The sequence below is a fragment of the Streptomyces sp. NPDC085460 genome, assembly GCF_044541975.1.
Lineage (GTDB): Bacteria > Actinomycetota > Actinomycetes > Streptomycetales > Streptomycetaceae > Streptomyces.
In genome coordinates this window covers 296556-311512 of the sequence record NZ_JBITTO010000007.1, presented here as the reverse complement: position 1 = coordinate 311512, position 14957 = coordinate 296556, and the positions used below count along the sequence as shown (strand labels likewise).

Sequence of the window (14957 nt, the reverse complement as noted above, 5' to 3'; positions counted from 1 at the left end):
GGTGCGGCTCAGCGGAGGTCGAAGCGGTCCAGGTCCATGACCTTGGTCCACGCGGCGACGAAGTCCGTCACGAACTTCTCCTTGGCGTCGTCGCTCGCGTACACCTCGGCGAGGGCGCGGAGCTCCGAGTTCGAGCCGAAGACCAGGTCGGCGCGGCTGCCGGTCCACTTGACCTCGCCGGTCGCGTCGTCGCGGCCCTCGAAGGTGTTCGCGTCGCCGGAGGTGGCCGACCAGGTGGTGCCCAGGTCGAGCAGGTTGACGAAGAAGTCGTTCGTCAGCGTGCCCGGGGTGGCGGTGAGGACACCGAGGGAGGTCTGCGGCGCCGTGATGCCGAGGACGCGCAGGCCGCCGACGAGGACGGTCAGTTCGGGGGCGCTGACCGTGAGCAGGTTGGCGCGGTCGACCAGCAGGTACTCGGCGGGGAGGCGGACGCCCTTGCCGAGGAAGTTGCGGAAGCCGTCGGCCTGCGGCTCCAGGGCGGCGAAGGACTCGATGTCCGTCTGCTCCTGGGAGGCGTCCACGCGGCCCGGGGTGAACGGGACCTCGACGGCCTGACCGGCGTCGGCGGCGGCCTTCTCGACGGCCGCGGAGCCCGCGAGGACCACGAGGTCGGCGAGGGAGACCTGCTTGCCGTCGGTGCGGCCGGTGTTGAAGGACTCCTGGAGGCCCTCCAGGACGCGCAGCACCTGGGTGAGGTCGTCCGGGTTGTTGACCTGCCAGCCGCGCTGCGGCTCCAGGCGGATGCGGCCGCCGTTGGCGCCGCCGCGCTTGTCGCTGCCGCGGAAGGAGGAGGCCGCGGCCCAGGCGGCGCCGACCAGCTGGGCGACCGTCAGGTCCGAGGCGAGGATCTTCTCCTTGAGGGAGGCGATGTCCGCCGCGTCGACCAGCTCGCCGGTACGGGCCGGCAGCGGGTCCTGCCAGACGAGCTCCTCCGCCGGGACCTCGGCGCCGAGGTAGCGCACGATCGGGCCCATGTCGCGGTGGGTGAGCTTGTACCAGGCGCGGGCGAAGGCGTCCGCGAACTGCTCCGGGTGCTCGTAGAAGCGGCGGGAGATCTGCTCGTAGACCGGGTCGAAGCGGAGCGACAGGTCCGTGGTGAGCATGGTGGGGAGGTGCTTCTTCTCCGCGTCGTACGCGTCCGGGATGATCGCCTCGGCGTTCTTGGCGACCCACTGGTGGGCGCCGGCCGGGCTCTTGGACAGCTCGTACTCGTACTCGAAGAGGTGCTTGAAGAAGTCGTGGCCCCACTGGGCGGGCGTGGTGGTCCAGGTGACCTCCAGGCCGGAGGTGATGGCGTCGGGGCCCTTGCCGGAGCGGTAGCTGCTCGCCCAGCCGAAGCCCTGGGCCTCGATCGGGGCCGCCTCCGGGTCCGCGCCGACGTTGTCGGCCGGGCCGGCGCCGTGCGCCTTGCCGAAGGTGTGGCCGCCGGCGATGAGGGCGACGGTCTCCTCGTCGTTCATGGCCATCCGGCGGAAGGTCTCGCGGATGTCGCGGGCGGCGGCGACCGGGTCCGGGTTGCCGTTGGGGCCCTCGGGGTTGACGTAGATGAGGCCCATCTGGACGGCGCCGAGGGGCTCCTCCAGCTCGCGGTCGCCCGAGTAGCGCTCGTCGCCGAGCCAGGTGGTCTCCGGGCCCCAGTAGACGTCCTCGTCCGCCTCCCAGACGTCCTCGCGGCCGCCGGCGAAGCCGAAGGTCTCGAAGCCCATGGACTCCAGGGCCACGTTGCCGGTGAGGATCATGAGGTCGGCCCAGGAGAGGGACTGGCCGTACTTCTTCTTCACCGGCCACAGCAGACGGCGGGCCTTGTCCAGGTTGCCGTTGTCCGGCCAGCTGTTGAGCGGGGCGAAGCGCTGCTGGCCGGCGCCGGCGCCGCCGCGGCCGTCGCTGATGCGGTAGGTGCCCGCGCTGTGCCAGGCCATGCGGATCATGAAGGGGCCGTAGTGGCCGAAGTCGGCCGGCCACCAGTCCTGCGAGGTCGTGAGGACCTCGGCGATGTCCCGCTTCACGGCGGCGAGGTCGAGCGCCTTGAACGCCTCGGCGTAGTCGAAGTCCTCGCCGAGCGGGTTGCCCACGGCCGGGTTCTTGGCCAGGATCCGAAGGTTGAGCCGGTTCGGCCACCACTGACGGTTGCCACCGCCCTGGGTGGGGTGGGCGGCGCGCCCGTGGGCGACGGGGCAGCCGCCGGCGCCCTCGGCCGTCACGTCGCCGCCGGGTGCATCGAGGTTCTCAGACATGGGTATTCCTTCCGGACACGCGCGGGAAGGTCGCGGACACGGAGACCCGACGAAGCGGTGCCGCCCGGAGTGTTCCCCGGAGGCGGCACGTCACGTCCTCGTCTCCCGCCGTGTCGGACTCTTCCTGTCCCTTGGCCATCAACAAAACTGATCCTACAATGGACGAAGTCCAAGTCAAGAACGACGTCAAAGTGATGGCGGCCCGGGGGTGCGAGACCCCGCGCGGTCATCGCCGAGAAGAGGAACAGGTGGGCCCTTATGAGTGACCTGCTGGAGCGGCTGCGCGCCCGCGGCTGGCGGATGACGTCGCAGCGGCGAGTCGTCGCGGAGGTCCTCGCCGGCGAGCATGTGCACCTCACCGCCGACGAGGTGCACGCGCGCGCCGTGGAGCGACTGCCCGAGATCGCCCGGGCGACCGTCTACAACACCCTGGGCGAGCTGGTCTCCCTCGGCGAGGTGGTGGAGCTCTCCACCGACGGCCGCGCGAAGCGGTACGACCCCAACGCCCACCACCCGCACCAGCACCTGGTCTGCACGGAGTGCGGCACCATCCGCGACGTCCGGCCCACCGGCGACCCGCTCGCCGTCCTCCCCGACTCCGAGCGCTACGGCTTCACGGTCTCCAAGGTCGACGTCACCTACCGGGGCCGCTGCCCGTCCTGCGCGCGCTGAGCCCGCCGGAGCCCCCGTCCGGGCTCCGACGGCGGAGGGGCTTCCGGCCCCGCGGGCGGGCTCGCAGCCCGTGCGGAGAACGCTCAGCCCGTACTCACAGAGAGACCCCGCCTCACAGAGAGACCCCGCAGGCGGCGAGGACCGTGCGGGCGTACCCGAGCAGACGCTCGTCCTCCGCGATCCGGTAGCGCATCCGGCCCCGCGCGGCGCCGTCGTTGTCATGGCGCCGGGACGAGGCCAGCTCGGCGCGCAGCAGGGGGACGGCGGGGGCGGCGGCGCTCCCCATCCCGGCCCAGATCTCCGCCATGTCCGGACGGTTGTCCCGCAGCTGGTCCCAGGCGCGGAAGGTCGCCGACAGCGTCTCCTCCGGGGTGCCGCCCACCCGCCACAGCGCCCGCGCCAGCGCACCCGCCGACCAGGCCCCCAGCTCCTCCGGCCGCGCGGCGAGCCCGCGCAGCGCCGGCAGCAGAGGTGCCGCGGCCGGCCCCACCAGCGCGACCGCCCGCAGGGCTTCGTGCCGGTCCTGCCATCGCTCGGCGCCGAGCCCCGCCGCCAGCGGCTCCAGCACGCGTCCGGTCACCCCGGGGCCGCCGGCCGCCCAGAGCGCGGCCGCCGTCCGGGGGTCGCCGGCCTCCCCGGCGAGCCGCAGCAGGACGGGCAGGGCCGGTGCCGCCCCGCCGCCGAGCCGGGCCAGGACCCGGAGCGCCGGACCCCGCGCACGGACCCGCGCCTGGCCGTCCAGCCCGAGATAGCCGAGCGCGGCCTCCGCCGCCGCCTCCGGTGCGGCCACCGCCGCCGCGCCGAGGAGCGCCTCGGCGAACGAGCTGCGCCCCGCGCCGATCATCGACGTCAGCCGCGCGGTCAGGGCGGGCGCCAGCCGGGCCGCCGTCCCCGGCTCCATCCGCCCCAGCCATTCGGGCAGCTCTCCCGGTACGTGCCCGTACCGCAGCACCTCGGCGAGGCCCGGGACGGCCCGCCGGTCGCCCTGCGCCGCCAGCGCGCCGAGCGCCTCCCCGTAACTCGTCTCGTGCCAGCGCGCCTGCGGCGGCAGCCCCGGGCCGCGCGCCACGCGCTCGGCCAGCGCCTCGGCGGCGGGAGCCCCGATGACGGCGAGGTTCCGCAGCGCGCCCGCCGCCTCCCGCGCGAGGGCCGGATCGGCCCGCGACGCCAGCTCGCCCAGGAGCCGTACGGGCTCCGCGTGCGGGCCCCGCCATCCGGTGAGCAGGGCCCCGGCCATGTCGACCGCCGCGCGGCGCTGCTCCCGCGCGGTGCTGCCCAACTGGTCGGTGACGAGGGCGAACCGGGCCTCGACGCGATCGCCCAGCGCGATGTGGAGCTCGCCGAGGAGCTCGGTCGCCCAGGGGGCCCGGGCTCCCGCCGTGTGCCGGCCGCGCAGCGTGCGCAGGTACCCGATCATCGTGTCCGTGGACCCCGACGGGGCCGGCTCGGGGGCGGGCGGGGCCGCCGCCACGGCCGCGCGGACCTCCTCCGCCGCGAGCCGCGCGGTGACGTCCGGTGCGGGGAGGCGGTCGGGGGCGCAGCGCGCGAGGGCGGTGAGCGCGGCGAGGGGGAGACCGCCGCCGGGCCGGCCGACCAGCGCCGCCAGGGCGTCCGCGACCGCCGCGGCGAGCCGGGGCTCGCGGACGCCGAGGTCGCCGAGGGCGGCGGCCACCGCGCGGAGCACGCTCGCGTCGGGCTCGGCCGGCAGCCGCGCGACCAGGGCGTCCCGTACGGCCTCCGGGTCCGGGAGCAGCTGCACCAGCGCGCGGGGCACGGCACGCCGTACCCCCGGGTCGGGGTCGGCGAGGAGCGGCGCCAGGCTTCCGGCGCGGGAGGTGACCTCCGCCTCGGCCCGCGCGAGGAGCCCGCACCACCGCGCGTACTCCTCCTCGTCGTCCGACCAGAAGTCGCACTCCTCCGGGTCGCGCCCGTCGCCGTGGATGCTCCGCAGCAGCTCCACGATCTCGCCGCGCCCTTCCGGGCCCGGGGTGGTGGCGATCTCGAAGAGGAAGGGGAGGCAGGCGACGGTGCTGTCGTGCACGTCCCCCTGGTGGTGCACCGTGCCGTAGAGGGCGTCCAGGGCGCCCTCCCGCTCGTCCGCGTCGGCGGAGAGGAGTCCGCGCAGCATCTCCGGCACGTCGGAGGCGTCGCCGTAGGCGTGCTGGAGTGCGGTCCAGTCGATGTCGTCGATCCCGATGAGCATGATCCGAGTCTCCCTCCGCCCACTGACAGGCGCGGTACGGCGGGCCTCTGACGGGTCGTCCGGTGCTCGCGGCGGGGTGGGGCGTCGCCGGCCCCGTGGAGCCGGCGCTCGGGCGGGGCGACGAGCCGGGACGCGCTCGCGGCTGCGTCGTTCCGAACCGGTCCCGCTCGGGGGAGCCGTACGGCGTGCCGACCCCCACAGGTAGGTGTATGTTGCATCTATGCCCGCCGGGCGGGATCCGCCGCGCGCGGGCGGTGATCCGGCCGCACCCTGGAGAAGGCGTGCCCGCCCGACTCGCGGCCGAGGCGCCCCAGGGGCGCCGGAAAGGAACGCGCCATGAAGGCACTGCAGTACCGCACCGTGGGTGCCGCCCCCGAAGTCGTCACCGTCCCCGACCCGGAACCCGGCCCCGGGCAGGTGCTGCTCAAGGTCACCGCCGCCGGCGTCTGCCACTCCGACATCGCCGTCATGAACTGGCCCGCCGAACAGCTGCCCTTCCCGCTGCCCCTCACCCTCGGCCACGAGGGCGTCGGCACCGTCGCGGCCCTCGGCGACGGCGTCACCGGCTTCGCCGAGGGCGACTCCGTCGCCGTCTACGGCCCCTGGGGCTGCGGGAACTGCTTCATGTGCGCCCAGGGCAAGGAGAACTACTGCCTGCGCGCCGCCGAGCTCGGCATCCGCCCGCCCGGCCTCGGCGCCCCCGGCGCCATCGCCGAGTACATGCTCGTCGACAGCCCTCGGCACCTCGTCCCGCTGGGCGGCCTCGACCCCGTGAAGACGGTCCCCCTCACGGACGCCGGCCTCACCCCGTACCACGCGATCAAGCGCTCGCTGCCGAAGCTCGTCCCCGGCTCCACCGCCGTCGTCATCGGCACCGGCGGCCTCGGCCACGTCGCCGTCCAGCTGCTCCGCGCCATGACCGCGGCCCGGGTCGTCGCCCTCGACGTCTCCGAGGAGAAGCTCGCCCTCGCCCGGACCGTCGGCGCCCACGACACCGTCCTCTCCGACGCCTCCGCAGCCGACACCGTCCGCGCCCTGACCGACGGCCGCGGCGCCGAGGTCGTCCTCGACTTCGTCGGCGCCCCGCCCACCACCGCGTCCGCCGGAGCCATGGCCGCGGTGGAGGGCGACGTCACCCTCGTCGGCCTCGGCGGCGGCACCCTCCCGGTCGGCTTCGGCGCCCTCCCCTACGAAGTGAGCGTCACCTCCCCCTACTGGGGCACCCGTGCCGAGCTCATCGAGGTCCTCGACCTGGCCCGCGCGGGCGCCGTCGACGTCCACACCGAGACCTACACGCTGGACGAGGCGCCCGAGGCGTACGAGCGGCTGCACGCCGGCCGGGTCGAAGGCCGCGCCGTCATCCTGCCCCACGGCTGACCACCCCTCACGCGCGCGTGGCCGGGCCCGCCGGTCCGGCCACCGGCGGCGCGTAGGCTCGTGACGTGCCCCCCACCCGTCTGTACCGCGTCGCCGTCCTCGTCCTCGAAGGCGCCAAACCCCTCGACGTCGGCATCCCCGCCCAGGTGTTCACGACCCGCGCGAGCATGCCCTACGAAGTCCGCGTCTGCGGGGCCACCCCCGGCCTGGTGGCCGGCGGCGACGGACTCTCCTACAACGTCGCCCACGGACTCGACGCCCTCGCCTGGGCCGACATCGTCTTCGTCCCCGGCTACCGCTTCCCCGACCGCGAGGACCCGCCCCCGGCCGTCGTCGAGGCCCTGATCGCCGCCCACGCGCGCGGGGCACGGCTCGCCGCCATCTCGACCGGCGCCTTCGCGCTCGCCGCCACCGGCCTCCTCGACGGGCGGCGGGCCACCACGCACTGGCACTACGCCCGCGCCCTCGCCGAGAAGCGCCCCCTCGTCCACGTCGACGAGAACGTCCTCTTCGTCGACGAGGGCAGCGTCCTCACCTCCGCCGGGGCCGCCTCCGGCCTCGACCTGTGCCTGCACATCCTCCGGGGCGACCTCGGCGTCGGCGCCGCCAACCACGCCGCCCGCCGGCTCGTCGCCGCCCCCTACCGCAGCGGCGGCCAGGCCCAGTACGTGCCCCGCAGCGTCCCCGAACCCCACGGCGAACGCTTCGCCGCCACCCGCGAGTGGGTCCTGCACCACCTCGACGAACCCCTCACCCTCGATGTCCTGGCCCGCCACGCCGCCGTCTCGCCGCGCACCTTCTCCCGCCGCTTCGTCGAGGAGACCGGCTACACCCCCATGCAGTGGCTGCTGCGCGCCCGCGTCGACCGCGCCCGCGAGCTCCTCGAACGCTCCGAACTCGGCGTCGAGCAGATCGCCGCGGAGACCGGCCTCGGCACCGGCGCCAACCTGCGGATGCACTTCCAGCGGATCCTCGGCACCACCCCGAGCGACTACCGGCGCACCTTCACCCAGGGCGACTGACCCGCGGGGAAGGTGGCCGGAGGACGGCCGGCGGGAGGCCGGGAGGCGGCCGGAAGGGGGTCCGCACGCCGTCCTGCCAGGTTCTTGGCACGATCCTTTCGGACCATGGCGATCTCGCCCCTGCCGCGCCGGGGCGAGGCCAGACAGGCTGGGTCACGAAGAAACGGAAGGGACACCGCATCATGACTCGCATCGCCATCAACGGTTTCGGTCGCATCGGCCGCAACGTGCTCCGCGCCCTGCTGGAGCGCGACACCACGCTGGAGGTCGTCGCCGTCAACGACCTCACCGAGCCGAAGGCGCTCGCCCGTCTCCTCGCCTTCGACTCCACCTCGGGCCGCCTCGGCCGCCCGGTCACCGTCGAGGGCGACACCCTCGTGGTGGACGGCCGCCGCATCAAGGTCCTCGCCGAGCGCGAGCCGGCCAACCTCCCCTGGGCCGAGCTGGGCGTCGACATCGTCCTGGAGGCCACCGGCCGCTTCACCAGCGCCAAGGACGCCCGCCTCCACCTCGACGCCGGCGCCAAGAAGGTCCTGGTCAGCGCCCCCTCCGACGGTGCCGACGTGACCCTCGCCTACGGCGTGAACAGCGACACGTACGACGCCGAGCTGCACACGATCGTCTCCAACGCCTCCTGCACCACCAACGCGCTCGCCCCGCTGGCCGCCGTCCTCGACGAGCTGGCCGGCATCGAGCACGGCTTCATGACGACCGTGCACGCCTACACCCAGGAGCAGAACCTCCAGGACGGCCCGCACCGCGACGCCCGCCGTGCCCGCAACGCCGCCGTCAACATCGTCCCGACGAGCACCGGCGCCGCCAAGGCCATCGGCCTGGTCCTGCCGCAGCTCGACGGCAAGCTCTCCGGCGACTCGATCCGCGTGCCCGTGCCGGTCGGCTCCATCGTCGAGCTGAACACGACCGTCTCCCGCGAGGTCACCCGCGACGAGATCCTCGACGCCTACCGCAAGGCCGCCGAGGGCAAGCTCGCCGGCGTCCTGGAGTACTCGGAGGACGAGCTGGTCTCCGCCGACATCACCGGCAACCCGCACTCCTCCATCTTCGACGCCGCCCTCACCCGGGTCGACGGCCGCCACGTCAAGGTCGTCGCCTGGTACGACAACGAGTGGGGCTTCTCCAACCGCGTCATCGACACCCTGCAGCTGCTCGCCGGCTGACCCCGCGTCACCTGACGCCACGCCCCCCTCGGCTCCGGCCGAGGGGGGCGTTGTCAGTGGCGCGTGACAGCATGTCGATCATGAGCCGAATCATCACCTACACCTCCGGCGACCGCGCCGAAGCCGTCGCCTACCTCGGAGCGGCGGAGCGCCTCACCGACGAGCAGCGGCGCGTGCTCCCCATGATCCGCGAGCGGTGCGAGGCCAGCCAGCGCGACCTCGACCACCAGGACCTCGACTGGGGCCTGACCATCCCCCAGGCCCTGGAGCACCTGATCGAGGGCCGCGCCGACGCGCAGGGGACCTACGTGGGCAAGGCGTACGCCCGCGCGCTCCAGCACATCATCGACTACTGCGGCTCGGACCCCTACGACCTGGGCGTCTACTCCAAGCCCAGCACCTTCTTCAGCCTCCTCGACGAGCAGTTGAGGCAGCACGGCGTCCCCGCCGACCTGCTGCCGCACGGCTACCTCTTCTCCGGCCCGCCGGACGAGATCCCCTTCCCCGTGCCGTACGCGATCGACGGCCCCGACATAGGGATGCTGCCGCTCGCCCAGGCCAAGCCGGCCGTCGACGCCTACCGCGCGGTCCGGGACAAGATCGACCCGGACTTCGTGTACGACCTCGATCTCCTCATCGAGAGGCTGGAGTTCGAGCACCAGGAGTGGGAGTCCACCAAGGCGCGGGGCCTCGACTGGTACCACCACGACACCATCTTCTTCTCCATCAACGGCTGACGGCCGCGACCGGGTCCGGCAGACCGAGCACGGTGGCCAGGCGAGAGCGGTGCCAGTGGGGCGGGCCGAAGAGCCGCGCGGAGCCGTGCGCCCGCTTGAAGTAGCGGTGCGCTTCGTGCTCCCAGGTGACGCCGATCCCGCCGTGCAGCTGGATCGTCTCGCCGGCCACCTCGGCGAAAGCCTCCGAGCAGACCGACTTGGCGGTGGCCGCGAGCCGGGTCAGCTCCGGGCCGCGCGTGCCCTCGGCAGCGGCGAAGGCGGCGCCGAGCGCGGCGGAGCGGGCCGACTCGACGCGGACGTACGCGTCCGCGAGCCGGTGCTTCACCGCCTGGAAGGAGCCGATCGGACGCCCGAACTGGACCCGTTCACCGGCGTACGCCACCGTGAGTTCGAGGCAGCGCGCCGCCGCGCCGACCTGCTCGGCGGCGAGGGCCGTGCACGCCAGGTCGAGGACGTGCCGGAGCACCCGCCCGCCGTCGCCCTCGGTGCCGACCAGCCGGCCCTCCGCCCCGCGGAGCGCCACCCGCGCCTGCGCCCGGGTGGTATCCATCGGCACCGTCTCCTCGCGGCTGACCCCCGGCCCGTCGGCCGCCACCGCGAAGAGCGACACCCCGGCCTCCGTCCGGGCCGCCACCAGCAGCGTCCCGGCCGCGGCCCCGTCGAGCACGTGCTCCTTCACCCCGGTGAGCCGCCAGCCGCCGCCGGGCCCGGCGACGGCCTCGGCCCGTACCGCCTCCGGATCCCAGGAGCCGCCCTCGGCCCAGGCGAGCGCCGCCGTCGTCCCGCCGGAGACCAGCCCCGGCAGCAGCGCGGCGCACTCCTGCGCGGAGCCCGCAGCCAGCAGCGCCTGCACCACGAGCACGGCGGAGCCGAGGTACGGGACGGGGCTCAGCTCCCGTCCCAGCTCCTCCATCACCACGTGCACCTCCACGGCCCCGCAGCCGGCGCCGCCGTACTCCTCGGGGACGGCGAGCCCCGCCACCCCGATCTGTTCGGCCAGCGGCCGCCAGGCCGACCCGCCCGGATGCCGGCGGAGCAACCGGCGCACGGCGGCGCGCAGTTCCTCCTGCTCCTCGGTGAACCTCATGCCTCTGCTCCCTTCTCGACGGCGGGTGCGGTGGTGGTCGGGGCGGTCACCGGGTCCTCCTCGGACAGGTCCCGGCCCCGGGTCTCGGCCGTGCGCCAGATCGCCAGCGCGGTCACCAGACCGCAGCCGACGGCGAGCACGGCGAGCGGCGTGCTCCCGGCGCGGTCCGCGAGCAGGCCGCCCGCGAGGAGCGGGGTGAACCCGCCGCCGACCAGGGCGGCCAGCTGGTAGCCGAGCGAGGCGCCCGTGTAGCGGACGCGGGTGCCGAACAGCTCGGACAGCAGCGGCCCGAGCGGCGCGTACATCGCGGACTGCACGAGCTGCCCGAGGACCATGCCCACGACGAGCAGCGCCGGCGTCCTCGTGTCCACGAGGGCGTAGACCGGGAAGGCGAGGACGACGACGCCGACGGCGCCGCCGAGGACGACCGCCCGGCGTCCGACGCGGTCGGAGAGCGCGGAGAAGAGCGGGATGGCGACGAGCCCGGCGAGCGAGGTGAAGACCATGCCGGTCATCACCTGCGAGGTCGTGTAGCCGATGCCGGTGGCGTAGGTGAGCATGAAGGTGCTGATCAGCGCGGTCAGGGCGAAGGGGCCGATGCCCACGCCGCAGGCCAGGACCAGGGTCCGGGGCCGGCGGAGCACCCGCGCCAGCGGGACGCCGGCGTCGCTCCCGGCGGGGCCCTCCCCGGCCGCCTGCCGGAAGAGCGGGCTCTCGGTCACCGAGAGGCGCACGTACAGGCCGACGGCGAGGAGCACCGCGCTGAAGAGGAACGGCACCCGCCAGCCCCACTCCAGGAACGCGGACCGGGGGAGCAGCGACACCAGGGCGACGGCGACGGTGGAGAGCAGGAAGCCGAGCGGGGAGCCCATCTGCATGAGGCCGCTCCACAGCCCGCGCCGGCGCGGGTCCGCGTGCTCCACGACCATGAGGGTCGCGCCCGCCCACTCGCCGCCGATGGCCAGGCCCTGCACCACCCGGAAGAGCACCAGGAGGACGGGGGCGGCGACGCCGATCGTCTCGTACGTCGGCAGCACGCCGATGAGGAAGCTGGCCACGCCCATCAGCACCATCGTCAGGACGAGCATGGACTTGCGGCCGAGCCGGTCGCCGAAGTGGCCGAAGACGGCGCCGCCGAGCGGCCGGGCGACGTAGCCGGCGGCGAGCGTCCCGAAGGCGGCGATGGTGCCGGTCAGCGGATCCTCGCCGGGGAAGAACAGCGGGCCGAAGGCGAGCGCGGCCATGGTGCCGTAGAGCAGGAAGTCGTAGTACTCGATGACGGTGCCGAGCAGGCTCGACAGCGCCACCCGGCGCAGCAGCGCCGGGTCGGGCCGTCTCTCGGGGGTGTGCGGGGACGGTGCGGCGGACATGGTGCTCCCGGGTGCGGTGGGGAGGGGTCAGGGAGTGAGGACGCGGGCGCGACAGGAGGCGGGGGTGCCCCAGGCGTCGCGGAGCGGCCGCGCCTTGCGGATCCACAGGGAGAGGTCCAGCTCCTCGGTGTAGCCGACGGCGCCGTGGAGCTGGAGGGCGGTGCGGGCGGCGGCGTGGGCGGCCTCGCCCGCGGTGACCTTGGCGGCGGCGAGCTCCCGGGGTGCGGTGCCGTGTCCGGCGAGGGCCAGGGCGGCGGCGTGCACCAGCGGCTGGGCGAACTCCAGGGCGAGCAGGGTGTCGGCCAGCCGGTGCTTCACGGCCTGGAACGAGCCGATGGGCACGCCGAACTGGGTGCGCTGCTTCACGTAGGCGACGGTGCGGTCGAGCAGCGCCCTGCCGAGGCCGAGCGCCTGGGCCGCGGTCGCGAGGGCGGCGACCTCGGCGGCGTACGCGGTGGCGGCGGCCACCTCGGGGCCGCGGGCCAGGACGGTGCCGCCGGCGGCGGGCCGGGCCAGGCGGCGTACCGGATCGGCCGACGGCTGGACGGGGCCGGCGGACGCGGCGATCCGTACGGTGTCGTCCTCGGCGACCAGGACGGCGTCGGCCAGGTCCGCGTCCAGCGCGTAGGGGCCGGTGAGCACCGGGACGGAGAGGGAGACGACCGCCTGTCCGGCCGCGACGCGGGGCAGCCAGGCGGAGGCCGCCGCCTTGTCGCCGAGCCGGTCGAGGAGGGCCGCCGCGGCGACGGTCTCGACGAGCGGGCCGGGGACGGCGTGCCGGCCCAGCTCGGTGAAGGCGACGGCCAGTTCGACCGGGAGCGGGCCCAGACCCTTGTACGCCTCGGGTACGGCCAGCGCGAACACGCCGGCGTCGGCGAGCCGGGACCAGAGGGCGCGGCCCGGGGCGTGGTCGCCGGCGGCCCAGGCCCGCGCCGCGCGGGGGGTGTCGGCCGCGGACAGGAGGGCGTCCAGGGTGCGGGCGAACTCCCGCTGTTCGTCGTCGAGCAGGAAGCGCATCACCGGCGTCCCTTCGGCAGGCCGAGCAGCCGCTCGGCGATGATGTCGCGCTGGATCTCGTTGGTGCCGGCGTAGATCGGGCCGGCCAGGGAGAAGGTGTGGCCCTCGGCCCAGCCGCCGTGCGCGGGGGCGTCGGGGGCCTCGTCGGAGAGTTCCCCGTACGGGCCGAGGAGGTCGAGCGCGGTCTCGTGGAGCGCGATGTCGAGCTCGGACCAGAACACCTTGTTGAGGCTGGACTCGGCGCCGATCGAGCCGCCGGCGGCGAGCCGGGAGGCGTTGGCGTAGGTGAAGAGGCGGTAGGCGCTCGCGCCGATGACGGCGTCGGCGACGCGGTCGCGGATCGCGGTGTCGGCGGGGTCGGCGCGCTCGCGCCAGAGGGCGGCGAGCCGGTCGGCGGCGGCGGAGAACCGGCCGGGGCTGCGCAGGGTGAGCCCGCGTTCGTTGCCGGCGGTGCTCATGGCGACGCGCCAGCCGTCGCCGGGGGCGCCGATCACGTCCTCGTCGGGGACGAACACCTCGTCGAGGAAGAGTTCGGCGAAGGCCGGCTTGCCGTCGAGCCGTCCCACGGGACGTACCGTCACGCCCTCGGCGTCGAGCGGGAACATGAGGTACGTCAGCCCCCGGTGCGGCCGGCCGGCGTCCGGGTCGCTGCGGAAGAGGCCGAAGGCGCGGTCGGCGAAGGCGGCCCGGGACGACCAGGTCTTCTGGCCGCTGATGAGCCAGCCGCCGTCGGCGCGGACGGCGGTGGAGCGCAGGCTCGCGAGGTCGGAGCCGGACTCGGGCTCGGACCACGCCTGGGCCCAGACGACCTCGCCGGACGCCATGGGCGGCAGGACGCGGGCGCGCTGCTCGTCGGTGCCGTGCTCGAAGAGGGTGGGGGCGAGCAGGTTGATGCCGTTCTGCGCGACCCGGCCGGGCGCGCCGGCCGCGTAGTACTCCTCCTCGAAGACCAGCCAGCGCAGGACCGAGGAGCCCCGGCCGCCGTACTCCTCGGGCCAGGACACCACCGACCAGCGGTCGGCGGCGAGTTCGGCCTCCCAGGCGCGGTGGGCGGCGAAGCCCTCGGCGGTCTCCAGGGAGGGCAGGGGCGTGGTGGGCACGTGGGCGGCGAGCCAGGCGCGGGCCTCGGCCCGGAAGGCGTCGTCGGCCGCGGAGTAGTCGAGGTCCATCAGGCTCCCGCCGCCTTCATTGCTCGGATGTCCATGCCGCCCAGTGCGTCGCGGGCGGTCTCGGCGTTGTGCGCGTGCGCGAGGTGGTGCAGTCCGAAGACGGAGTCCATGCCGGTGTGCAGGCCCTGGAGGTCCTCGGCCTGGTTGACGGCTCGCTTGGTGAGGGCGAGCCCCATGCGGGGCATCTCGGCGATGCGGAGGGCCAGTTCCATGGTCCGGGCTTCGAGTTCGTCCCGGGGGACGACCCGGTTGACCATGCCGACCTCGTAAGCGCGGCGGGCGCCCATCCGGTCGCCGGTGTACAGGAACTCCTTGGCGATCCGCGGCGGCATCACCCAGGGGTGGGCGAAGTACTCGACGCCAGGGATGCCCATGCGGACCACCGGGTCGGCGAAGAAGGCGTCCTCGGAGGCGACGATGAGGTCGCAGATCCAGGCGAGCATCAGGCCGCCGGCGACGCAGGCGCCCTGCACGGACGCGACGACCGGCTTGGGCAGTTCGCGCCAGCGGCGGCACATGCCCAGGTAGACCTCGGACTCGCGGGCGAAGCGGCTCTCCGCGCCCTCCTTGTCCGAGTGGTCCCACCAGAGACCGGCCCGCCGTTCGAAGGGCAGGTGCGCGTCGCGTTCGGGGGTGCCGATGTCGTGTCCGGCGGAGAAGTGCTCGCCGGCGCCGGCGAGGACGACGACCTTGACCTCGGCGTCGTCGGCCGCGCGGTAGAAGGCGCGGTCGAGGGCGTAGGTCATCGCGGAGTTCTGGGCGTTGCGGTACTCGGGCCGGTCCATGGTGACGACGGCGACGGGGCCTCGCCGTTCGTAGCGGACGGGCTCGGTGGACGTGGTGCGGGCAGCGGACATCCGCCCTCCTTCCCTAACAAGTGTTTGGTAGGTT

12 protein-coding genes are annotated in these 14957 nt (G+C 74.6%); 5 read left to right on the top strand and 7 right to left on the bottom strand.

Going from position 1 to position 14957, the window contains the following annotated elements:
- Positions 1–8: 8 nt before the first annotated feature.
- Positions 9–2234: a catalase/peroxidase HPI gene (gene katG, locus ACIGHB_RS20255; protein WP_399914773.1), complete on the bottom strand. Its 2226-nt coding sequence runs from the start codon at positions 2232–2234 to the stop codon at positions 9–11.
- A 258-nt stretch (positions 2235–2492) separates the two neighbouring features.
- On the opposite strand from katG, the gene ACIGHB_RS20250 reads away from it, so the two are divergent.
- Positions 2493–2906 carry a Fur family transcriptional regulator gene (locus ACIGHB_RS20250; RefSeq protein WP_360315086.1) on the top strand — a complete coding sequence of 138 codons (414 nt, stop codon included), beginning with the start codon at positions 2493–2495 and terminating at the stop codon, positions 2904–2906.
- Positions 2907–3018: 112 nt separating this feature from the next.
- Here ACIGHB_RS20250 and ACIGHB_RS20245 read toward each other — a convergent pair whose 3' ends face one another.
- Positions 3019–5109 carry a hypothetical protein gene (locus ACIGHB_RS20245; RefSeq protein WP_399914771.1) on the bottom strand — a complete coding sequence of 697 codons (2091 nt, stop codon included), beginning with the start codon at positions 5107–5109 and terminating at the stop codon, positions 3019–3021.
- Positions 5110–5445: 336 nt separating this feature from the next.
- Between ACIGHB_RS20245 and ACIGHB_RS20240 the strand changes: the two genes are divergently transcribed.
- The 4 genes from ACIGHB_RS20240 to ACIGHB_RS20225 all read left to right on the top strand — a co-directional run bounded on the left by ACIGHB_RS20240 (position 5446) and on the right by ACIGHB_RS20225 (position 9423).
- The gene (locus tag ACIGHB_RS20240) at positions 5446–6486 is read left to right on the top strand and encodes an NAD(P)-dependent alcohol dehydrogenase (RefSeq protein ID WP_399914769.1); all 1041 of its coding nucleotides are present in this window, start codon (positions 5446–5448) and stop codon (positions 6484–6486) included.
- A gap of 65 nt (positions 6487–6551) precedes the next feature.
- On the top strand, positions 6552–7508 hold the full coding sequence (locus ACIGHB_RS20235) for a helix-turn-helix domain-containing protein (protein ID WP_360315080.1): 957 nt from the start codon (positions 6552–6554) through the stop codon (positions 7506–7508).
- Between the two features lie 182 nt (positions 7509–7690).
- Entirely contained in the window at positions 7691–8686 is a 996-nt protein-coding gene (gap, locus tag ACIGHB_RS20230; protein ID WP_360315078.1) for a type I glyceraldehyde-3-phosphate dehydrogenase, read from the top strand.
- An 80-nt stretch (positions 8687–8766) separates the two neighbouring features.
- Complete coding sequence (locus tag ACIGHB_RS20225) at positions 8767–9423, top strand: hypothetical protein (RefSeq protein WP_360315076.1); 657 nt, start codon at positions 8767–8769, stop codon at positions 9421–9423.
- On the opposite strand, the gene ACIGHB_RS20220 is transcribed toward ACIGHB_RS20225, so the two are convergent.
- Genes ACIGHB_RS20220 through ACIGHB_RS20200 form a run of 5 tightly spaced genes read right to left on the bottom strand, consistent with a single transcriptional unit; the run spans position 9413 to position 14923 of the window.
- Positions 9413–10510 carry an acyl-CoA dehydrogenase family protein gene (locus tag ACIGHB_RS20220; RefSeq protein ID WP_399914766.1) on the bottom strand — a complete coding sequence of 366 codons (1098 nt, stop codon included), beginning with the start codon at positions 10508–10510 and terminating at the stop codon, positions 9413–9415. The genes ACIGHB_RS20225 and ACIGHB_RS20220 overlap by 11 nt on opposite strands.
- A complete protein-coding gene (locus ACIGHB_RS20215; protein ID WP_399914764.1) occupies positions 10507–11880 on the bottom strand; it encodes an MFS transporter in 1374 nt (457 codons plus the stop codon). The genes ACIGHB_RS20220 and ACIGHB_RS20215 overlap by 4 nt, the downstream gene beginning before the upstream one ends.
- A gap of 27 nt (positions 11881–11907) precedes the next feature.
- On the bottom strand, positions 11908–12897 hold the full coding sequence (locus ACIGHB_RS20210) for an acyl-CoA dehydrogenase family protein (protein ID WP_399914762.1): 990 nt from the start codon (positions 12895–12897) through the stop codon (positions 11908–11910).
- The gene (locus ACIGHB_RS20205; RefSeq protein ID WP_360315068.1) at positions 12897–14066 is read right to left on the bottom strand and encodes an acyl-CoA dehydrogenase family protein; all 1170 of its coding nucleotides are present in this window, start codon (positions 14064–14066) and stop codon (positions 12897–12899) included. The genes ACIGHB_RS20210 and ACIGHB_RS20205 overlap by 1 nt, the downstream gene beginning before the upstream one ends.
- A complete protein-coding gene (locus ACIGHB_RS20200; protein ID WP_360315066.1) occupies positions 14066–14923 on the bottom strand; it encodes an enoyl-CoA hydratase in 858 nt (285 codons plus the stop codon). The genes ACIGHB_RS20205 and ACIGHB_RS20200 overlap by 1 nt, the downstream gene beginning before the upstream one ends.
- Between the last annotated feature and the right edge of the window lie 34 nt (positions 14924–14957).